The 22,765-nt window shown below is 42.2% G+C and carries 14 protein-coding genes and 2 pseudogenes; 6 read left to right on the top strand and 10 right to left on the bottom strand.

The genetic code is table 11. The annotated features are described in order from the left end of the window. Positions 1 to 136: 136 nt before the first annotated feature. Entirely contained in the window at positions 137 to 1,735 is a 1,599-nt protein-coding gene (locus VIB_RS06485; protein WP_004395165.1) for a glycoside hydrolase family 16 protein, read from the bottom strand. Positions 1,736 to 2,210: 475 nt separating this feature from the next. Between VIB_RS06485 and VIB_RS06480 the strand changes: the two genes are divergently transcribed. Further along, entirely contained in the window at positions 2,211 to 3,209 is a 999-nt protein-coding gene (locus VIB_RS06480) for a LacI family DNA-binding transcriptional regulator (RefSeq protein ID WP_004395164.1), read from the top strand. A gap of 114 nt (positions 3,210 to 3,323) precedes the next feature. On the opposite strand, the pseudogene VIB_RS06475 reads toward VIB_RS06480, so the two are convergent. The 6 genes and pseudogenes from VIB_RS06475 to VIB_RS06450 form a co-directional block, all read right to left on the bottom strand. Next, a pseudogene (locus VIB_RS06475) lies at positions 3,324 to 6,772 on the bottom strand (hypothetical protein). 83 nt (positions 6,773 to 6,855) lie between these two features. Then, positions 6,856 to 7,848, bottom strand: coding sequence for an ABC transporter ATP-binding protein (locus VIB_RS06470; protein WP_004395163.1), 993 nt, complete (start codon positions 7,846 to 7,848; stop codon positions 6,856 to 6,858). 12 nt (positions 7,849 to 7,860) lie between these two features. After that, the gene (locus tag VIB_RS06465; protein ID WP_004395162.1) at positions 7,861 to 8,814 is read right to left on the bottom strand and encodes an ABC transporter ATP-binding protein; all 954 of its coding nucleotides are present in this window, start codon (positions 8,812 to 8,814) and stop codon (positions 7,861 to 7,863) included. Then, positions 8,811 to 9,803: an ABC transporter permease gene (locus VIB_RS06460; protein ID WP_004395161.1), complete on the bottom strand. Its 993-nt coding sequence runs from the start codon at positions 9,801 to 9,803 to the stop codon at positions 8,811 to 8,813. Before VIB_RS06460 ends, VIB_RS06465 begins: the two co-directional genes overlap by 4 nt. 8 nt (positions 9,804 to 9,811) lie before the next feature. Beyond that, complete coding sequence (locus tag VIB_RS06455; protein WP_004395160.1) at positions 9,812 to 10,786, bottom strand: ABC transporter permease; 975 nt, start codon at positions 10,784 to 10,786, stop codon at positions 9,812 to 9,814. Positions 10,787 to 10,849: 63 nt separating this feature from the next. Next, a complete protein-coding gene (locus VIB_RS06450; RefSeq protein ID WP_004395159.1) occupies positions 10,850 to 12,487 on the bottom strand; it encodes an ABC transporter substrate-binding protein in 1,638 nt (545 codons plus the stop codon). A gap of 409 nt (positions 12,488 to 12,896) precedes the next feature. Here VIB_RS06450 and VIB_RS06445 point away from each other — a divergent pair, with 409 nt between their 5' ends. After that, positions 12,897 to 13,718 carry a type 2 periplasmic-binding domain-containing protein gene (locus VIB_RS06445; RefSeq protein WP_004395158.1) on the top strand — a complete coding sequence of 274 codons (822 nt, stop codon included), beginning with the start codon at positions 12,897 to 12,899 and terminating at the stop codon, positions 13,716 to 13,718. Between the two features lie 37 nt (positions 13,719 to 13,755). Here the strand turns inward: VIB_RS06445 and VIB_RS06440 are convergent, their stop codons facing one another. Continuing rightward, positions 13,756 to 14,826 (bottom strand): alanine/ornithine racemase family PLP-dependent enzyme, encoded by a 1,071-nt coding sequence (locus VIB_RS06440; protein WP_004395157.1) that lies wholly within the window; start codon positions 14,824 to 14,826, stop codon positions 13,756 to 13,758. Further along, complete coding sequence (locus tag VIB_RS06435) at positions 14,823 to 16,001, bottom strand: N-acetyltransferase DgcN family protein (RefSeq protein WP_004395156.1); 1,179 nt, start codon at positions 15,999 to 16,001, stop codon at positions 14,823 to 14,825. The genes VIB_RS06440 and VIB_RS06435 overlap by 4 nt, the downstream gene beginning before the upstream one ends. A gap of 461 nt (positions 16,002 to 16,462) precedes the next feature. Here VIB_RS06435 and VIB_RS18190 point away from each other — a divergent pair. The 4 genes and pseudogenes from VIB_RS18190 to VIB_RS06415 all read left to right on the top strand — a co-directional run bounded on the left by VIB_RS18190 (position 16,463) and on the right by VIB_RS06415 (position 21,418). Then, positions 16,463 to 17,255, top strand: a pseudogene (locus tag VIB_RS18190) (ATP-binding cassette domain-containing protein). Further along, positions 17,249 to 18,070, top strand: coding sequence for an ABC transporter ATP-binding protein (locus VIB_RS06425; RefSeq protein WP_004395154.1), 822 nt, complete (start codon positions 17,249 to 17,251; stop codon positions 18,068 to 18,070). The pseudogene VIB_RS18190 and the gene VIB_RS06425 overlap by 7 nt, the downstream one beginning before the upstream one ends. Positions 18,071 to 18,092: 22 nt before the next feature. Then, positions 18,093 to 19,616, top strand: coding sequence for an ABC transporter substrate-binding protein (locus VIB_RS06420; RefSeq protein ID WP_004395153.1), 1,524 nt, complete (start codon positions 18,093 to 18,095; stop codon positions 19,614 to 19,616). Between the two features lie 14 nt (positions 19,617 to 19,630). Then, positions 19,631 to 21,418, top strand: coding sequence for an ABC transporter permease subunit (locus VIB_RS06415; RefSeq protein ID WP_004395152.1), 1,788 nt, complete (start codon positions 19,631 to 19,633; stop codon positions 21,416 to 21,418). Positions 21,419 to 21,538: 120 nt separating this feature from the next. Here VIB_RS06415 and VIB_RS06410 read toward each other — a convergent pair whose 3' ends face one another. Then, positions 21,539 to 22,753 (bottom strand): MFS transporter, encoded by a 1,215-nt coding sequence (locus VIB_RS06410; protein ID WP_004395151.1) that lies wholly within the window; start codon positions 22,751 to 22,753, stop codon positions 21,539 to 21,541. Positions 22,754 to 22,765 lie beyond the last annotated feature (12 nt).

Here is a 22,765-nt window from a genome sequence, read left to right as displayed (position 1 = left end):
GCGCTTTCTCGGATATTAATCACAATTTGATATTTCACTGATCAATGAATGGCAAAAACGCTTTCAAACCGTTTTTTCCCTTAAAAACGAAAAAAACCCGTGATTTTCACCACGAGCTTGATAGAGTGCGTCTTGATCAGCGTTTTTCGAAACGAATGTTATCTAAACTGACTATCATCGCAGCCGTAGGTTCAAACACCAATAAGTTATTGATCATGGTTGGATCTGCTTTATTGCCAGCCGCAAAGCGATTGGACTGCGCCAGCAAATCTGCCAGCTTAATACGCACTTCACCCCACTGGCCAATCGGTGGCAGTTCCACCGTCATATCACTGGTTTTTGGCCAGCCACTGTCGATTTTCACCATCAACTCACTGCCATCGGTCATCGACTCGACCTTGATATCAAAAATCAGCTCGCCACTCTCTAACCAGTGGCTCACATCGGTGGTCGGTGAGCGGAAATAGAGGTTGCCCGCCCCGTTTTGCTTGGTGATCTTCAGCACTTGGCCATGCTCGCCATCGGCCACTTCTTGATGAGAAACGATGTCCATTGGGTCGTAACTGCCGTAGGCCAAATTACTGTTAAGGCTGTCGGAGAAAATATCTAAATTTGGCCCATCGGCGTAGCGGTCATCTTGCGCCAAAATCGCAGGAGCTTGATGCCCTTTGACCTTCACCGCCTGATCACCGACAGTCGCACAGCCTTTGCCTTTCCAGCGATCTGCCGAGCAGCGGTACACTTTCACGTAATCGACCAGCATGGTTTTGGGAAAGTCCGACTTGTCCACACCTTTTTCATTCGCATTGGCTGCCCAAGAGCCGCCCACGGCAAGGTTAAGCAGCAGATGAAAGCGCTCATCAAACGGTGCTGCGCCTTTGGCGTTGACCAGAGCACCATCGACTTTGTATTGGCTGTACCACTCATCTTGCGTTTGTGTCGCGTAGTGAATGTTATCGACGTACCAGCGGATTTCACCTTCTTCCCATTCAATCGCGTAGGTGTGGAAGTCATCAGCTGGATTGATGCTGTTTGGCAGCGAAGCACCTTGACCACTGTAGACATTGTCTGGCCACGTTTTACCATAATGGAGACTGCCGTAAATGCGATTTTCTTGATCACCCGCTTGCGCTCCCGGCGCATCGGATTGCGCTTTCAGGTTGACCGCTTCCATGATGTCTATTTCACCAGAGGCCGCCCAAGTGCCATATTTATTGTCGGTCGGCAGCATCCAAATCGCTGGCCACGTTCCCTGCCCAGATGGTAATTTAGCGCGAATTTCAAAGCGGCCATATTTATGATCACGCTTGTCTTTAGAGCGCAGACGTGCCGAGGTAAACGGCAACGTTTTATTCATCCCTGGTTTACCCTCAGCATCATCTGAGCCAGTAAAGCTCTCTTTGTGCGCCACAATGTGCAAATAGCCATCTTGCACATAAGCATTACGTGCACGCTTGGTATAACATTGCTGCTCGTTATTACCACCGCCCCAACAGTTCTCTTCTAAGCTCCAGTTGCGTTTGTTGATTTCGCTCCCGTCAAACTCATCGGCCCAGACTAGTTGCCATTTTGGACTAGGTTCTAGCGGAATATTCTTCAATATCAATGGTTTTTGATGTTGAGTAAAATCCGTACCAACTTCGCCTTTGTCTGTTTGGATACAGCCAAAGAGTAAACCACCAAGCGTTATGGTTAGTGCGAGTTGGCTGATGCCATTATCATTATTTATTATCATTTTTATTTCCTACATTGATGCTAAATCCCTATTCCCTTCCTACTTGACGATCTATTAGTTACACTCGTCCTATTCACATTGTTTATATACTTATAGGAATTCACTTATTGTCCGCTTACCTACACCTGAAAGTCGCGGAGAAATGAACGGCCGTGAAACTCAAAAAAGAAAGCGCTTTCTTTTTGTTGTAAGAGGAAACATAAAAACTAATCTTATCTCTAATGAAATTTTCCATTTACTCTATCGCTTAACCTTAGGTAAAAACGTGACAATCCTCATTAAGCAAGCGCTTTCTTTATGTTGAGATCACATTATAATCCTAGATAAGACACTTTTACTTCATGGCATATAAAAAGCCGCTTAGTCTTAACGATCTCGGATATCGATTACGATACTCGTCATATCACTAGGTGAAAATCTCTGGCAAGATTAAAATCTCTGCCTGAACTCAAAGAGAAAATTAAGGAGAGTTCCATTGATCACCATAAAAGAAGTATCCGAGTTGGCAAAAGTCTCTCAATCAACAGTATCAAGAGCATTGAACAACCATCCTACGGTAAAAGAAGCCAACCGTAAGAAAGTGTTTGCAGCCATAGAAAAACTGGGATACAAACCCAATGCTTTTGCTCAAGCTCTAGCATCCAGCCGTTCAAATAGTATCGGCATGCTGGTCGGCTCTCTTGATGGTCCTTTTTATGGCCCATTAATGCATCACGCGGAAAATGTTGTCAGACAAAGTAATATTCATTTGATCGTTACTAGTGGTCAAGAATCCCATAGTAAAGAACAAGATTCGATTGATTTTCTACGTTCTAAGCAAGTCGATGGACTGATTATTCATTCGGATACGCTATCTGACGATGAATTAATTGCTGTCGTTGAAAAACAACACGCTACGATCATACTCAACCGCTATATCCCGGAAATTTCCGAACAGTGTATTTTTATTGATAATGAGTTGGGCGGATACCTAGCGACTAAACATTTGCTGGAGCGAGGTCATCGTAAAGTCGCATGCATTACTGGACAACTGAGTAAAGTCGATAGCCGTGACCGCTTACAAGGATATCGTAATGCACTGGCTGAGTTTGCTATTCCTTATGACGCCAATCTGATGGTTGAAGGACGTTTTGATCACCAAGGCAATCATGAGGCAGCGCGACGTTTACTAGATAGGAATACCGAGATTTCAGCAATTTTTTGTCAAAATGATAATATTGCACTCGCCGTCTATGATGTGGCAGCCGAGCGCGGCTTAGTGATTGGTGACGATCTTTCCATCGTGGGTTTTGATAATGATACTCACAGCCAACACATACGGCCAAGATTAACCACGGTAAACTTCCCAGTAATGGAAATGGGCCATGAGGCCGCGAAAGGCGTACTTGCCTTAGTAAACAAACAACAATATCCCTTAAAACATAAATTAACACCTGAATTAATTGTACGTGATTCGGTGAAAGTTATTGGTTAACTTATTTGAAATCAGCTAGCAACTTTATAAACATTTAGGCCTCATATTCATGAGACCTAAATGTTTTTCTCAATCGAATTTATCTCTATTAAAGTCGTTATAAAAACGTTTTACTTAACGATAGAGCATAGACTCAGGTAAAGTAACAACGACTTTAGTCACTTTTGCCGTACGCGCAAAGATCTGTTGGCTAATCACCGTATTTAACTGTAATTGTGAAAATAACTGTTGGCGACCATCATCAAATATCACTTCAATTTGTCCTTCTGCTTCAACCGATAACTGATAAATAAACGGTACTTGACAGTAAGTAAAACCTAGCTGTCCAACATCCAATACATAACTGTGTTTCTCACCAGATACATCAAGACAAGTAAACGAGGCAGTTTGGGTTAAAAACTCCTGCTTTTTCAACAAATTCGGCTGAATATAAATAGAGCCATTTTTAACAATAATCCCTAACTCTGCAAATCGAGTCAAAATTTCTTCTTTGACTTGTCCTGTCATACCCGGTTGTTGAGCGCCAGCATGCTTCGGAGTATGAGAATAAGGGTCAGTTGGAAATGCACCGTAATTTTGAGGCGTTTTATTAAAACCAATACCCTGACGAACTCGATAATAATATTCTGCTAATTGCTTAGTTTCTAGGCTGTCTGGATCTAATGAAAACGCGGTTTGATAGTTTTCCAGGACCGCTAATAGCAGTTTAGAAACCATGTGCCAATAAATACACCCCAATCCTTCATAGCCAAACATTGTGCCTGAACGTCCAGTAAAGGCTTTATGATTAAATACGTGTTCATAAAGCGTCTCTAATTCGTCCCATGACTCTGTCGCTAACTCTGGATAATCACCTTTAATGTTTTGTATAGCGCTACGTAGGACACCCACATTTTCAAACGAAGCATGGAAGTGATAATCACCATGAACGTCTTGCTGTATAATCCGTTGATCATCTCTCGCTAGCATTTGAGTGATGGCAAGTTTAGCGGTAACATCAGTAACATCAATACGGTTGCGTTGAACAAAAGCCGGTAATTCTCGATCTGGGTACAACATAAAACTTTGTTGATCATCACGATACATTTCACTATTAAATAACTTACCTAATAACATGACCGCTTGCTTAGGCGATAAAATACCAGCACTAAGTACCGCAACTTGTCCTTCTAACATTGGGTAAAGCGGTTCAATATTGAGACTTTCGCCAGAATAATTGAGAATGTTATACGCATTATATAATCCATCATCACGCAAGTTATGATGAATGCTCGAGTCGAGAACCTGCAAACTTGCGTCCAGTAACTTATCAAATACATTTTTTTCAACTTTCATTTTTCCTGAAAGTCCATTCATACGATAAATACGCTGACGATAATCATCAGCAGCTTTCTCAAGCTGGGGTAAGAATCGCTTTACGAGTTTGACGATTCACCGTCCCTTGCCGAATCTCTTTTACGGCGTCTTGCAAGATGCGAGTAGTAGATTGCATCCAATCAAAGACCTCTTGAGAAATCGATACAGAGTTTGGTATATCGGCCAATAAATCATGCAGAAAAGTGACGTAACGGCGCATATAATACAAGGTGACCATTGATAAACCATTACCGACAATTGCATTGTTAGCATCGTTCCATTCTGGCCGCTGCGTGTTGAGCCAAATGCCGCCATCGAGCACTAAATTGCTTAGTTTAGCTAATAGCGGAACCACGATTTTTTCACACAGATTCACTTGATAGACATTCTCTTCACCATCAAGAATTAAGCGTCCATCACTTCCTAGTCGAGCAACTCTATCTTCAATGATTTTTTGTAAATCATGATTGAATACGACAGTATTTTTAGGATTAGCAAATAACTTCTCAACACTACAGAGTTCATACGGCACGTTAGCGTAACTAAAGATATCACTGCAAAGTAACTCATTGAGTTCTTCTGCTTGATATTGTTTCGCGAGTTCAAGGAACTTCAATAAATAAATAAATAATCTGATGATCCCCCCAATAACCTATATTACTCCAAGGATCATCAACTTCTACCTGCTCCCAATCAATCCCCTCTTTCGTAATACGATAAGGATTATAGCCATCCATCGTAGAAGCATTAACAAATTTAGCCATGAATGAAGTAATAAAGCCCGGATAACTCAGTGCGAGCGCTTCCCAGTTTTGAAAAATATCACGCCAGTTGCCTTGATAGGATAGTAAACGCTCTCCCTTCTCATCTTTCAATTTTATTTCATAATGATTCCATGGGCGGCTGGGATCACCATGACGACGACCAAATGTTAATGGCAAATATTCATAACTCAAACGAACTAATTGTGGATCATCCGTTTGTTTTGCCAAAGTAATTAACTGAGCGTGAGTGAGGGAGTCAGGCAACTCCGCAAAAAATGAATCATGACGAGTTACCAATGTTGAGTTGGTTTTCATCATGGTTTTTAGAATATCTTGTTTATCTAACCAGTAGTTATTTTCAACCACACCACCACGCATACCATTAAAAAGTACGTTAGCATAATGATGAACAAAGGTTGTCTCTTCGGCGGTAACTTGCCATGCATCTACACCCGACATTAAGGCGATCAGCTCTTGTTGATTTTTAGCAATGCTAATTTCAATCTGTGTTTCTATATCATCGGTTTTAAGTTTCTGCTCAAGTTCTCGCACTGCGCAATGATTTTTGTCGATATCAGCAATAATCAACCAGTGCTTCTCTGTTCCAGCAGCCAATGTGAATCGCTTATTTAGTAAATAGCTACCACGCACACCGCGAGTTAGAGATTCACTAACAATACTCTCTCCACGACGAAATGCCGTTAATTGTTCGCTGCTAAGTAAGATACTATTATCATCACTATCAATACTAAAGATCGTTGTAGCCAATAACGACTCCGCAGGCTCAGCGCGATCACTGAGTTTGGCATACATGGTATAAAGCGCAAGTGAGGTCCCTTCTACTTGCTCGTTCCATTTATAAGCATCAACGAGAGCGCTGCGCGTTTGTAAAGCCGATAGCGGTGCACCTGAGGGTAATACATTCTGTAAACCATCTAGGATATCCAATTGACGATCTTGACCTGAAAGATCGCTAATCTGCGCACGGCGAACAAACCCAAATGCTTCACTCGTAGCCCAAGAATACTGAAATTTGATCTGTAGCGTATGGTTTATCTCTTCAAAAACAATTTTGTCCCCCATACTATTTTTATATAGATTCCGCTCAAGCTGATAAAGCCCATCATGAAAACGATTAAACGGTTCCCAAAGCATGATACTCTCATCATGCTTGAGACGAACAATCGTTTTAGAGCCGGTATTTTCGGCACTTTCATGAATGTGATCGACCGATTTATAAGGAAATAACGCATTCTCTGGACGAATACGCCCTGCAGATAAACTCCCTGTCGAGGAGATAAAGAGCCAATGATCGCTGGCAGATACGATACTGATAAAAAATGGATCCATATTATCGACGTGAGAAATTTTGTAATAACGTTCACCCAATAGATCGATGAAACGACCAGAAACCGATTGAGTTTGATTTTTTCCAATATTCATAGTTTATTCCAACATTTATTCTGTCTAAGAAAGCAAAAAGAAAGCGCTTTCAAAAAATATCAAATAATTAACTGCACGGTTTATCAGCTGGTTGATTCAAGATGATGACAGCGCGCAAAATGGTTTTCAGTCACTTGAATCGCGGGAGGTAGCGATTGGTCACATACAGATGTAGCTTTCAAGCAACGAGGAGCAAAGGGACAGCCCACACTACTTGGCTTCCAAAGTGGAATTTCCCCTTTTTTAGCTTTTAATTCACGCCGTCCCGCACGCCCAACCTCAGGAACCGCTGAAAGTAATAACTGAGAATAAGGATGTTGCGGATTTTGAGTTACACTATCGCTCTCTCCCCATTCGACCATATGACCGACATACATGACCGCTGTCTTTTCTGCAAAATAACGTGCTGTCGCGATATCGTGAGTAATATACATAAACGAAATACCGTGTTTATTTTTTAAATCAGCCATTAAATTAAGAATGCCAAGACGTACGGAAACATCGAGCATAGAGATAGGCTCATCTGCTAAAATCACTTCAGGATCTACCGCTATCGCTCGTGCAATAGCGACACGTTGACGCTGCCCACCACTCAGCTCATACGGATATTTCTCAGCAGTTTCTACTGCAGGTGATAAACCAACCAACTCAAGTAATTCATATACTAAGCGTGGTATTACCTGGTTATCTGCACGCCTATGGATTTGCAGAGGTCGAGCTATATGATGATAAATCGTGTGCACAGGGTTCAGAGAACCAAAAGGATCTTGAAAAATCATCTGAACTTGACGGGCGTATTCTAGTTCGCCGTGTTGCTTAATATAATCCGCTAACGGTTGGCCTTTAAAAGTAATTTCACCCTCAGTTTTGTCATAGATACGCGTTAATATTCTGGCTCCAGTACTTTTTCCTGAGCCCGACTCACCCACAATCGCTAATGCTTCTCCCTTACGCAGTTCAAATGAAACATCATTGACGGCACGCATAAGGTTAGTTTTTAAGGACTGTCCAAGAGGGAAGTCTTTGACTAGATTTCTAATCGACAGAATCACCTCTGGCGTATTATTTTGCTGCATACTTCCCCCTAATTAAACCAAATGACAAGCAACTTGGCTGCTATTACTTACACGAGTCAAGCTTGGTTGCTGCTGTTGACACTCTGTGTAACACAATGTGCAACGCTCTTGAAAATTGCACCCAACGGGTAATTGCAGCAAATTAACTGGATTCCCAGGAATGCCGTAAAGACGTTCTTTAGGACCATGAATAGTAGGAAAGGAAGAGATTAAACCTTTAGTGTAAGGATGTTGTGAGTCACCAAAAACATTTTGCGCCTCCCCCAGTTCAATCAAATTACCGGCGTACATCACACCAATACGATCGGCAATTTCACCCATTAAACTTAAATCATGGCTAATGAATAAAATCGAGAAGCCAAATTTACTTTTAAGTTCATAAAGCTCATTCAAAATTTCTCGTTCTACCACGACATCTAATGCCGTGGTCGGCTCATCCATGATGATCAGCTTAGGTTCAAGGGCTAATGCCACTGCAATAACAACTCGCTGGCGCATGCCGCCGCTAAGTTGATGCGGAAAACTATGAATACGATCAGCATGAATACCAACGATCTTAAGTAGCTCCACTGCTCGTTCAAGCGCTTGTTTATAACTCACTTTGCGATGAGCAAGAATAACATCCGTTAACTGTTCACCAATCGTTATCACTGGATTGAGTGAATTCATTGCACTTTGAAAAACGACTGAAACATCATTCCATCGAAAATCCCTTAACTGGCGATCATTCATTTTCAATACGTCTTTACCTTGATAGAGAATTTCGCCTTCCGAAATCAACGCAGGGGCTTTATGTAATCGTGAAATAGCAAACGCTAACGTACTTTTACCGCAACCGGATTCTCCTGCAATACCTAGGGTTTCACCAGGAGCAATCGTTAAGCTGACGTTATTAACGGCTCGAGCGACACCATTCGGTGAGACATAATCGACACACAAGTTATTAATTTCCAGTAACTGACTCATACTAGACCCCGACGTTTATCTGCTTGCTTTTTCAATTGATGCCATAATTTAATATGTGGCCCCGTGCGAAGTTTCGGGTTACTCACTTGATCAATTGACATATTAATCAACGCAAGCGCACCCCCCGTTATCGCTAGAGCTGAAGCTGGCACCATCATTTCCCACCAAGCCCCAGTATAAAGTGATGAAGAAGTCTGAGCCCAATACAGCATTGATCCCCAGCTCACTTCCGTAGCGTCGCCTAAACCGAGAATTCCCAACCCAGCCTCAGCCCCCATGGCATAGATCACCGTGCCTAAAAAACCACCAAAAACTATTGAAACTAGGTTAGGCAAAATTTCTACTAAGATAATACGAATTTTTGATTCACCCATGACTTCTGCAGAAATAATGAATTCTTTATTACGAATCGCCATCGTTTGTGAACGAATCACTCGCGCTCCCCAAGGCCAGGAGGTGATTCCAAGTAAGATCGTTATCACTAGTGACCCAACTTGTCCCAAAAAGGCAGCTAAAACAATCAACAGTGGTAACTGTGGGAAAACAAGAAACACATTCGTTAGGAAATTCAAACGTTCATCAATTTTTCCACCGAAATAACCTGATGAAACACCAATAATAACCGCCAAACTCATGGCAATAATACCGGCAGAAATAGCAACCGTTAGTGATTTACGTGCACCATAGAGGACTTGGCTATAGACATCACGTCCACCACGTGTAGTCCCCAAAACATGTTCCGCGTTCGGAGCTATATGAGGACGAGCAACGCGGCGTTCGGGGTCATGGCTGGCAAGTATCGGGGCAAAGAGCGCTCCACATAAAATTATTGAGAGTAGTAACCCGCCAATAATCGCTGGAGGATTGCCATAGAAAAAGGCATAGATTTTACCTAATGATTTTTTTATCTTTTTCCAAGAGAAGCGAGATTCACGGGCATAACGCTCCCCTAGTTCAGACTCTTTATGGTTATGAATTGTCTTATCCATGTTACACCTTAATGAGAAATACGAGGATCAAGCCAGACATAGAGCAGATCGGCGATAAAGTTAGCCGTTAGAACCGCTGTCACTAAAATCAATAAAATGGCCTGAATTAATGGATAATCACGAGCAACAATACCTTTCAATAAAATGTTGCCCAATCCTTGATAATTAAATACAACTTCGGTCATGATTGAACCCGCGAAAGAAAAACCAATCGCCATAGCAATTGCAGTTGCAACTGGTAAAATGGCATTTCTACCTGCATAGCGATACATCACTCGAAAACTGCTTAATCCTTTGGCTTCAGCCATAGTGACATAATCTTCCCCAAGAACATTGATCATCGCATTACGCATGTTAAACACCCAGGTCGCAATGCCGACAACAACCATTGAACCTAAAGGGAGAACCGCATGCTTGATGACACTAACGATGAATTCAAAATTAAAGCCTGGTCGTAATGACGGATCATAAGTATAAGCCAGTGGTAATAACTCTAACTTCAAACCAAAGAAGTAAAACAGTAACAGTGCCGTAACGACATAAGGAAAATTACTAATGAATGCCAACACTGGAGGTACAACTTGGCCAAATAATCCTTCACGACGATACGATGCATAGGTTCCGATACTGACACCAATAATTAATGCAACGATTAATGATCCCAATGCCAGAAACATGGTCCATGGTAATGCCATAGCAATCACGTCTGAAACACTCACAGGAAACATTAAAATTGAAGGCCCTAATTCAAGCGTGAAGACACTTTTTATGTAAGCAAGATACTGCTCAAATAAATTACCATCGACAAATCCATACATTTCCCGCACGGCATCCATTTGCGCAGGATCCATACGTCCTTGTGCTGCGGCAAATAATGCATCGACGGGATCGCCAGGCATCAAACGCGGTAACATGAAATTAAATGAAATCGCAATCAAAAAGGCTGTGAAATAAAAACCAAAACGACGAAGTAAAAACGACATAGTACACCTTTAACCTCGTTGCCATCCCTAAATCGATGGCAACTACCTATTAAAACTAACCCGTTATTTCAGGTGTAAATTATTAAGAATTAGCACTCGTTTCCCACCATCATACCAGACCGGTTGAACGTATGGATTCTCTGCATTCGGCCACCCGACAATTTTTGCGGTACTATATTGGAACCACGTTGGATTAGAAAAGAGTGGAATAAACGGGATGTTTTCAGCGGTATACTTTTGCAGTTGTGAGAGAATCTCTCGTTGCTTATCTGCATCTCCAGTCTTACCAAAACTATCAATTAATTGATCAATCTGAGGTGAGTTGATTCCATGTCCAGCATGCCAAGTCTTACCAATTCTAGAAGTATGATAATACTCTTGGAAAGCTAATATTGGGTTAGTAGCGACCATCGACCAATTGATCGACATACTATATTTACCCTCTTTTAAGTTGGCATCATAAACAGCCCAATCAACCGTTTTAATGTTCGCTTTAATTCCAATCTCTTCAAAGTATTCACTCACCATCTGTGCAACTTGAATCCAATCCGTCCAACCATTAACTACTTCAATATCAAACGAGACTGTAGAACCATCATTATTATTGCGCAAGCCATCACCATTACGATCGATAATTCCTGCTTCATCTAATAATTTTTTTGCTTTTTCCACATCGTATTGACTTAAATAACCATACTTTTCGTTAATTTTTGGATCTATATAGGTTTGATATAATTCTGCAATCCCCCCCACGTTGTGATTAGGCGTTGGATAGCCGTAAGCTGCGATATCAACAATGGCTTCACGATCTAATGCCATCGAGAGTGCTTGGCGTACGCGTAAATCATTAAAAGGAGCTTGTTTGGTATTCATATATAGATGAATGGCGTCATTAGCGGGATACCAGAAATGATTATTCGCTTTATTAACACCAACAAAGGTTGATTCAACATCAGCGATAAAATTTGAGCCCCAGTCAATTTCACCCTTCATCAAGGCAGGTTGGATTTGAGAGTTATCATTGTAAGAGCGGAAATTAATACAATCTAAATAAGGCCGACCTTCTAAATAATACTTAGGGTTACGACATAGCTCCATTTGCTGAGGCCTGATATATTTGACTACCGTCATCGGGCCGCTACCTACCGGATTTGGGTTCGTGAATGTCGTTAAATTTTCCACTTTTGACCAAATATGTTTTGGTACAATATGGTAACGCTCTAAATTCCATACAAATGTAGAATCTGCCTCAGCAAGTTCAAATACGATGGTCGTGCTGTCTTTGGCAGTGATTGTTTGTAGGTTGTTAGCTGACCAAATGCCACGTTGATCGAACGCAGGAGCGTCCTTGGTCAACATAAAACTATAAACAACATCATCGGCAGTGAGCGGAGCACCATCAGACCATTGCAAACCGTCACGAAGTTTTAAAGTAATGGTTTTAAGATCATCTGAATAAGTATAAGACTTAGCTAAACGAAAATCGGTCTTACCTGTCATGTTGTTAAAGACCATCAACGGCTCGAACATCACCCCATGGAGTAAATCTTTTGTAGTATACGGATTAAAGTTATCAACGAAGCCTGTATTGATGATCGGCACAGTAAGTGTCCCGCCTTGCTTAATTTCAGCCGCAGTCACAGTAACACTGGACATCATCAGTCCAGCAGCGAAAGTAGCAAGCAACTTGTTCTTATCCATCTCATATGTCCTTGTTTTAATTGAATACTTAAAAGCAATTCCTAGATAAATTTAGTGATTTTTTTTTCAAAAACTTAATGGAAAAACCAAAAGAAAGCGCTTTCTTTAGTAAATTCTGCTGCTTTAACTTCGATTATTCAAATCAGAATCAGTAAAACAAACCTTAGATCACATTTTAAATAAATTCATATTTATCAGTTGCTTACACATTAATCATAACATAATAAAATAAAAAACCTTTTTATTCATACAGTTATGACATGAACAAAGCCTTCTGTTTTGTGAAATAAGATGGATTTTTATCGCTTTTATTATCATCGTTAGTAATAATTATGATTTTAATCCTAGATTAGAAAAGCATGCGCCAAAAAGAAAGCGCTTTCTTTTTGGCGCATTAAATGAAATGATAATGGTTAACTTACGACATAAAAAAGAGAGAAAAGTAATCATGAATGAGCTTCGCTTCTGGAATGGTAATAAATCTTTGGCTCGTCAACAGCATGAGTTTAATGTGTTATCTGCTATACAGCAGGGGGGCAATATGCCATGGTCGATTATTCATGACACCACTGATTATCCTAACGCTGAGGATGAAAGTAGAATTTTCCAACGTGGCGCGGATTTGCTAACTACCGTCGCAGGTAATCGTAAATTTGCTCAAGATGAACATATTGCTATTCACCAGCCGATCTGTGGAGGAATCCTCGGCTGTCGAATATTAGTTATCCGTACTTCAGAGCAAGCCTTGTTTGATCATATCGAAGAATCAGCGTTAAAAAATAAAATCGCAGGAATTCCAGCCACTTGGGCAGATGCAGATTTATTACGCTATAACGGCTATCAAGTACTTGAAAAAGGTTCGCTACACCAAATGTTTCTTATGCTGAGAGAAGGATTATGTGACTTTATTCTTCTGGGCATCAATGAAGTACAAAGCTTATTTAAACAGTCATCAAATACAAATCAAGAGATCACAATTGAAACAAACATGATGTTGTTTTATCCATTACCGATTGTATTTTACCTTCACCCTCAGCGATTGGATCTAAAAAAATCTATTGAACGTGGTATAGAGAAGTTAACGCAAAATGGAACACTACAACGAATCTATCGGTATCATTACCAAAATGCTATTCAATCAATGACTCCAGAAAAACGTCGTACCATACAACTAACTAACCCCAATTTAAATCAGCATTGGCTTGGATTTAAAGCATATTATATGAAATAATGAATATCATTTTACTATTTCTGGATATCTTAAACTGTCACTCATTATAATAACTAAAAAGCTTATAAACATGTTGTGAAGACATCGCAGAAAGAAAACCGCTGTAATTAAGACTGAACGAGACTTTCTGCCCTACCCGTAGTTTTTCGCCAAGCGTTTCAACAATCAAGTGATCACTGGTCGAAGAGACAATGGTGATCCCTTGCGGCGGCGTTAACCCTGATACATCGACATCCTGACGACCTAAAGCCAAAATCGCTTGAGTCACTGGTCCTCTATCTTCAATCGGTTGCTGTTCTCCAAAAGCATTATTACCGCGCTTGCCCCAAGGCAAAGAGGGTTTTAAGTTAGACTCTATGACTTCAGCGGTTAAGATCATCGCATCGGTTTGTAAGCCAGCCAGTGTTTCTTGATATAGGGATTCATAGCCAAAAAATATTGCCTCTCCTATACGCAGATGATTGATTCGTGTCTCGCCAGTGTGTGCCAACGCCCATTGTAATGACGCGGAGTTGCCACCGGAAATAATGTCTAGATGAATATCAAAGGTGCCTTCAATTTCATCCGCTAACGCTGATAATACCGCCATTTTTTGCTCATCTGGAGCAATCCCATAACGGCAGGCTAAGTTTGCCCCAATACCTTTAATAATAATATTGGGTAGCAACACGATACGACGTATGAAATCAACCAGATCTTTTGCCATCACTCCTTCTCGTAAATCGCCTAATTCGACCATAATTATCACGCTGTGATCGCTATTGGTTCGTTGAGCTTCGTCAGAAAGCGCTTGAATCACTTCAATTTCGGTATTCAGGCTGATACTGCAATCACTAATGACCCCTGCTATTTGACTGAGCATCGGTGTCCGAATCAACATCAAAGGTATCGAAATACCAGAGCAGCGCATACGTTGCATGTTTTCGACTCGAGAATCAGCCAGCATTGTCGCTCCAGCATTAATAAATAGTTGTGCCAGTAAGGGGTGGCCTGAGCTGGCTTTGGTTACGGGGGTCACTGAAATAGCCTTTAGATGCAATTCAGCCATAAGATATTGAGTATTATGAATAATCTTTGTGCAGTTAATTTCTAATCGGGGGTAGTTCACCCTTCCGTCACCATTTTACTGGCTAGCTGCGGATAAACCGATTCCACCATATGTAAAAGTGCATCAATCGGTTGTGATAGTGGATCAGTAACAGGAATGCCCAACTCGGCAGAGTAAGTCGCGATCGCCGTTTCAACTTCATCTGCAGACATTTGTTCATGATTTAAGGTTAAGCCAATGACAGAAGTCTTCGCAAAGGTTTCAATTAGATTGATTTCAGATTGGGCAGAAGGCATTAACATTTCTGGAAAATCGGTACGGTAAAGGCGATGCGGAGCATGCTGTAAAATCACACTGGTCGGGCAACTGCCACGTAAAATAAACGAACTGGTTGAAAACGCTGGATGGCTTAATGCTCCCTGCCCTTCAATGATAATAAGATCGGGCTGCTCAATTTGATAAGCTTTGACTATCACCGCTTCTAGCTCTCCTGCACAAAATTGAGAGGGAACCGCATCTAAAGCAACGCAATAAGGGGCCCCCTGCATGATTCCGGTTTGTCCTGTAGCAATCATCACGACATTCAGTCCTCTCGCGCGCAGCGCATTAGATAAGATAGTCGCTGTGGTTCGCTTGCCCAGAGCGCAATCGGTACCCATGATTGCGATTCTAGGACAAAGTACGCTATGTATCTTACCGCTGAATGTTTGCAGTTCTGCTTTGTTTTTAGGTTTACGAATATCTAAAATATGCACATCATTGCGAAGGCTTGACTCGACAAATAGTGGGTTATCAGTGAGAAACTCATGCAGCCCGTTAACAATATTCATTTTTGATTCCATCGCTTCTAGAATCAATGTCTTTTCGTCATCAGATAGCAAGCCATTGGAAGGGGCAATACCAAAAATAAAATAATCAGGCGTTACTCCTGCATGTTGCAGCGCCGCTTGAATTGTGGCCATTACGGGCACACCATTTTTTTCCTCGTTAAGTACCTCTCCTGAATCTAGCCCAGCAGATTGACTATCCACGACCGATAAAATCCGATAATTTTCAGAATGCCTAACCAATCCATTGGCAGTTTTACCATCCACCTTACCAAAATTGCCTTCGCAATAGATGATGGCAGTCGGAATATTGGGGATGATCGAAGCTAAAGCTGATGGACGGTTTTTGTTATTAGCAACAGTACGAGGATGGAAACGTTTATTGAGTATTGGGGTTGCAAGAGACATAGAAAAGCCTAATCAATTAAGGCTTAGATGGGCAACTCAGGAGTGCCGATCAGTCACATCGGAAAAGAAAAGAAGTCCCTACTAAGCGGTAAGGAGAGACCGCACAGTAGCACACTTATTCAAATATTATCGGCTGTTCTCATTTATCTAGCTTAATATACTCGCACTACTTGAAGTTGCACAGATAGGCGGCAAGTAAGTTCATCTCCATGAGCATAGATAGGCTCTATGATTGGGGTGAACGAACGTAACCAACACCGCTGCAGCTTCAAGTAGGAAGGGGATAAACAATAATAAACATGACGATCGTAGTAGCGACACCTATTCAATGAAGCGAAGGTGAACTTCTGAAATGATACAAAAATAAAATTGAAAGACATTCGCATTCATGCCAACATAGTTATGTTATAACATATTAAACAGACCAGCCCGAAAGTTAATATAATGAAAAATAAAAAAAGATTTTAGATGTCAAAAACTTAAGTTTACGTATTGATGGAAATCTACTTTTAAACAACGTTAACTTTCAGCTATATCAAGGGGAACGCGTCGCGTTATTAGGCGCTTCAGGGTCTGGTAAATCACTGACCGCTAGAGCAATCAGTGGTACTTTACCTCCTTACTGCGAGATTGAGGGAGAAATCGATTTCGATGGCGATAGTATTGCACAACAGCCAATTTTGGCCCGCCGCAACGATCTTCCAAGATAGTTTTAGCGCACTCAATCCACTGATGAGTGTCGGTAAACAAATGCTGCTTAGTACTCACCTTCGTTCGCAGCATGAATTGCAAACTCTAATGAATAAAATGCAATTATCTAATAGTGATGATCTCCTGTCTCGTTTACCTTGTGAGCTCTCCGGTGGACAACGACAACGTTTATGTATTGCTTTTGCGCTGTTAAGTGGCTCAAGCCTACTCGTCGCCGATGAACCAACAACCGCACTCGATGTCATTAATCAAAAACAGATCATCACTTTACTTCAGCAATGTTGCGGTGAGCGTTGTCATCACGATCAACAGCTGCATAGCCATCGCCTTTCTCTGCTCTTTATTACTCATGACATTAATGTCGCGGCTCAACTGTGCCAAAGAGCAATTGTGATGGAAAATGGTCGTATTGTAGAAACCGGCAGCATGAACGGTCTTCTCACCTCCCCCGCTCATCCCTATACCCAGCAACTGGTTAAAGCGGCAAGCAACCACAACCTCAATGAGCTTATCATACCAACAAGAGTGGCGAGTGCATGCTAAAACATACTGATCCGCATGCATATTTTCTTGTGCTCAATGCATTAAATTACAGTTATAGAACTGCGAAAAAAAAACACACCATCATTGATTCTCTTTCGCTATCCATCGGACAACAAGAACGTGTTGGCTTAGTTGGAGAGTCAGGCAGTGGCAAATCGACACTATTAAAGCTGATCCTAGGTTTAGCGGCACCGCAGACGGGACAAATACATTGTGCGGGAATGTCCATTATCCACTCACCTTGGCAAACACTAAAACATTATCGACGTTTGGTACAATATATTCCACAAGACCCTCATACCGCCTTGCCTCCCACTCAAACCGTAGCAAAATTGCTCGCAGAACCGCTTAAACGATTGGCAGTAGGGAAACCTTGTCAAGCCGCCTTAGAGCGTGCCGTTAAACAAGTCGAGTTACCTGTTAGTATTCTTTATAAGAAGGCAGGTGAACTCTCGGGCGGTCAAGCTCAGCGGATTGCATTAGCTCGTGCATTGATTATACAACCTAAATTTCTATTAGCAGACGAGCCAACCAGTGGCCTTGACCTCCCATTGAGAGAGCAAATTAAGTCGTTACTGAAAAGGGTCTGTCATGAAAACCAGATGGGATTACTCGTCGTGACCCATGATATTTCTCTGGTATCGGATTTATGTGAGCGAATGCTAGTCATGCACCAAGGACAAATTATTGAAGATGGTGCAACCGGTGAGGTGATCGCATCACCAGTGCACCTTTATAGCCAAAAATTAATCGAAGCCGTACCTAGAATTGATTTCCACCATCTCCACGACCAATCATCTTCCCACACCGTTTGATTATTTAAGGATTCACAACGCGATGCTACAGGTAAAAATTGGATTAATATTTGGCCTTGCTGCCCCTTTGTTTTTATTAACTGGCTGTTTTGACTCAGATAACAAAACGGTCCCCTTAGCTGAAAATGATAATAATCGAATTAGACTTGCGATGTTACTCCCGCCACGCTCCGGCTTAACGCCGTTAAGTGATGATGCATTTAAATTGTCCCGATGGAGCACAGCCGAAACACTGGTTATTTTAAACGATGAGGGCAATCTCACCCCGGCATTAGCAACTGAGTGGCATAGGCTTACCCCTACAGCTTGGAGATTTCAGTTACGCTCTGAAGTTCTATTTCATGATGGTACGCCTTTTAATGCCAAGGCTGTTGTCAATGCTCTCAATACCGCAGCAACAGCAAAACCTAAGCCTCGTATTTTGGATGGCGTTGATCTGACTATTGAGGCTGACGGTGAATACTCGGTAATCGTACATACTGCAACGCCAGACCCACTGCTACCGCAACGTTTAACTAGTCCACAGCTGTCGATTTTGTCACACAATGCTTATGGTGATAATGGCGTTATTAATCCTATTAATACAGGTACCGGTGCTTTTGTATTGGTTAATGTTCATGGCACGAGTAGTGCTCAATTAAATCGTTTTGAAGACTATTGGGGAGAACCAGCAAAAGCGGCTGGTATTGACGTCAGTTTTGTACCTGATGGCCTCGCCCGAGCTTCAGCACTGCGCACTCGTTCTGTTGATATCGTTGAAGCAATCCCTGTATCTCAAGCACCTTTATTAGATCCAAACCTAGTTCATGAAGTGCCGATGCCTCGTACCAATACCTTGTATCTGAATACTCGCCAAGGAGTAATGGCAGACCCGGCAATACGAGCTGCCGTTCGTGATGCAATTGATCGAGAGCAAATCGTCAATACTGTCTATGAAAAACGTGCTGATATTGCCCAAGGTCTACTTGGCCCAGCTATCCCTTGGGCGGCGAAATTACGCCAGCCAATCAAGCATCCAACGCCAGCGGGTCATCCTAATGGAGCGATCATCACTTTAGCTACGTTTACCGACCGAACGGAACTACCGGAAGTGGCGGTCTATTTGGCACAACAGTTGACTCAAGCTGGGTTTAAGGTCAGACAAGTGGTTCGTGAGTATTCTCAAATCGAAGCGGATGCTTTAGCTGGAAAATTTGATGCCTTTATTCTCTCTCGGGCAACCGTACTCGATTCTGGCGATCCCGTTGCTTATATGTACAGTGATTTCAGTTGTAAAGGTTCGTTCAATATTGCGCAGCTCTGCCAGTCAGAGATTGATAATGCTTTGGAAAAAGCATCTGAATTACCTGCAGGTTTAGAAAGACAACAAGCTATCATCGACGCTGAAGCACTGATTTTAGCTAGTGATGCGGCTATTCCTATGCTACATGAGCGGGTTATTCAAGGAGAATCCGCTTACGTTCGTCATGCTGATCGTGATCCCCGAGAGCGAACCTTAATCAGTAATCAGACTTATCTGAGCACAATCATTGAAACATCACAATAAAGGCATCGCTATCCATGATGACAACACAACAATTCACGCAAAAAACGTTGATACCATGGCGATTATCAAGCATCAATACTCCCACTTTAATTACGCTTTGTTCACGTATTTTTACCATGGCGGGCGTTGTTGTTCTGATTGCTTTGCTGCCTTGGCTGTCCGGACAAGATCCCGCCTTAGCTTTATTAAGAGCACGTTCAGCAGAACAAAACCCAAGTGAGGAAACACTTAATGCTATCCGCCAATCTCTAGAGTTAGATCAAGGACCATTTTCACTAATGTTCCACTGGCTAACTAATCTGTTACAAGGTGCCCCAGGGACATCTTGGGTCACTGGCAAGCCGATTCTTAATGACATGTTAAGTGCTGCAGGCGTATCGTTGCAGCTGATGGTTCTGGCTCTTGGGGTAGCATTTGTGATCGCGTCACTTTTAGTTACCCCAACACTTCGTCGAGGATTAAAAGGACAAGCCTATCGAAGCAACGGCATTCTTGCTGTTGGGTTAACTGCACTACCAGAGTTTCTTCTCGCTTCGTTACTACTTTTGGTGGGTGCGGTATGGTTACGCTGGTTACCACCCTTCGGTTGGTATGGTTTTAGTTATACTATTTTGCCTGCTTTAGCATTAGGTATTCCTGCTGGCGGCTATCTAGGCCGTTTATTTTCTGATGCCATTGCACAAGTTTTTACTGAAGCTTGGGTAGCAACTTGGAGCGTTGCAGGTATTCGCCGTATTCATATCATTTTAGCCGTTCTCAAACGAGCCTTGACTACCGTTCTACCAATGATTGGTTTAGTAATCGTATCACTAACAGGTGGAGCGATTGCGGTGGAAAAAGTGTTTGCTATCCCCGGCTTAGGACGAGTAACGCTAGGAGCAGCCATTGCGAAAGATCTACCGACGTTACAACTGGGTATTTTGTTGATTCTTTTGCTCGCGTTTATGGTTGGGGTTGCGGTGAACATCACCAAAGCTTTACTGCTAGGCCGAGCACTGACACAAGGCGCGATGCCGTTACCTAAAGAATCAAATATCACTATGGGTAAGAGTACACGACGAACCCCAATGCTATGCATCATGCTATTAGCCAGTGTGATGTTATTTGGCTTGGGGCGTGATCCTTATGCCATTGAGTTTATGCGACTCGAACCCCCTTCATTACTACTGCCTTTTGGTGCAGATGCCATGGGACGCGATCTATTGGCTAGGGTCGCTCATGGAAGTCTTTATACTTGCTTATTGGCCGTTGGCGTTGCCATCAGTTGCCTTTTTATTGGTTTATTGATTGGTCAATTTCCACGATTAATGACCGGCCCGATTGAAGTCGCCAACGCGTTGCCTCCTGTAGTAAGCGGCTTATTAGTCGCAGCAGTCTATGGACCCGGATTGTACGGCGCAGCTCTATCCGTCATCCTGATCAGTTGGGCACCTCTTGCTGCTCATGCTGCTACGCTAACAACCGAAGTCCGAGCTAGACCTTATATCCAAATGTTACCACTTATTGGCGTTGGAATGATTCGTCGTAATCTATTTTATATCTTGCCAGCCGTCATCAAACCATTATTACGTCATGCCATGTTACGAGTGCCTGGTATTGCCCTCGCTCTTGCTTCTCTTGGTTTTCTGGGGTTAGGCGCTATGCCACCAAGCCCTGAATGGGGGAGAATTCTTGCCGAAGGGATGCCCTACATTGAACGTAGTTATTGGGTCGTTCTTGCGCCATCACTGGCGTTAATAACATTATCCGTGTTTGCGGTCAGTTCAGTGAATGTTATTGGAGCTAGAAAGCTCCTTAAATAAAACAGGGGAGCTCAAAAACTATCACTGGCTTTTTGCGGGCACTCAAAGTTCATCGTGCTAAGTTTCGATGCACGACGAACTTTGAGTGGTTAAACAAGTCTTGAATTTTACCTTACGATTTTAAAACGATGAGCGTGACGTTTGTCGATGCAGCCATACACCAGAGAAAACACCTAATAAGGCTAATGTTATCCAGATCCAGTTGGTTGAAAAATTTAAACCTAACAACCACCCCGCGAGACTATTGCCAATAAACGCAAAAATACCGCCAATACAAGCTTGTAAACCGTAATAACTAGCCAATTTCGTTGAGGAAGCAAAATTAGGCACGTAAGCGCTCAGTAACGGAAAAACCATCATTGAGCCAAAGCTGAGTAATGCGGCGCATAAAACAAACGGTAATGCAGGCCAAAGCGGAAAAGATAGAGTAAGGATTAAGAATGCTCCTCCCATCAGTGACATTCCCCATCCCATCCCTTTTGCTGTGCCTAATGAGCGATCTATCCAACGGCTTATTATCATTTGTAGTGTCACCCCCATCAGTGACGAAACCATAAATACCCAAGTAATAATGCTAGGGTCATTAGTTTCTACGCGCGCATGATAAGGTATCGCCATGTACAGTTGATGAAATAACACCTGATAAATAGAAGCGGCCATCACAAAGGCCATAAAAGGTTTATTGCGTAACATCTCTAGCCAATCTCGCCAAAATGGCTGTTGAGCTGAGCGGTTTATTTTATGTTTTTGAGCCGGTAGAAAAAACCATTGCAACAACAGTAAGAGGGCAAAAATACCAGCAGATAACACCCCGACTAACATGAAACTAACGCTTAATAACATCAAACCAAGCAAAGGCCCTAATAACATGCCGGCTTCACTAGCAAGGTTTTGTAATGCAAAGACTCGATTTCGTTGTTGATTTTCAGGATATTCCGCAGCCAGAAACGCTTGACTACTCGGTGTAAACAGTGCGCCAGCAAATCCAGTGGCGAAAGCTCCAACGATAATCCACGGTAATTCAACACTCAAGGCAAGCATCAAAAAACCGACAATACGAACTATACAACCAAACAAAATCATCGGTTTATAACCAAACCAATCACCGAGAGTGCCTCCAACTAAAAATAGCCCCTGTTGACTAAGAACTCGTAAACCGATAACCAGTCCAATATAGGCGCTACTTAAGCCTAAACCTTGTAAATGGTCAGCTAAATAAGGCATCAACATATAGAAACCTAAGTTAAAACTTAGGCTATTCGCGACCAAAACTTTTCCTGCCGGGGAAAGAAGCTGCCAATCATTAAGAAGAGCAACCGGTGGGCGTTTTATCATTGGATTAAACTC

This window comes from Vibrio metschnikovii CIP 69.14, from assembly GCF_000176155.1.
GTDB classification, from domain to species: domain Bacteria; phylum Pseudomonadota; class Gammaproteobacteria; order Enterobacterales; family Vibrionaceae; genus Vibrio; species Vibrio metschnikovii.
This window is presented reverse-complemented; position numbering and strand designations above follow the sequence as displayed.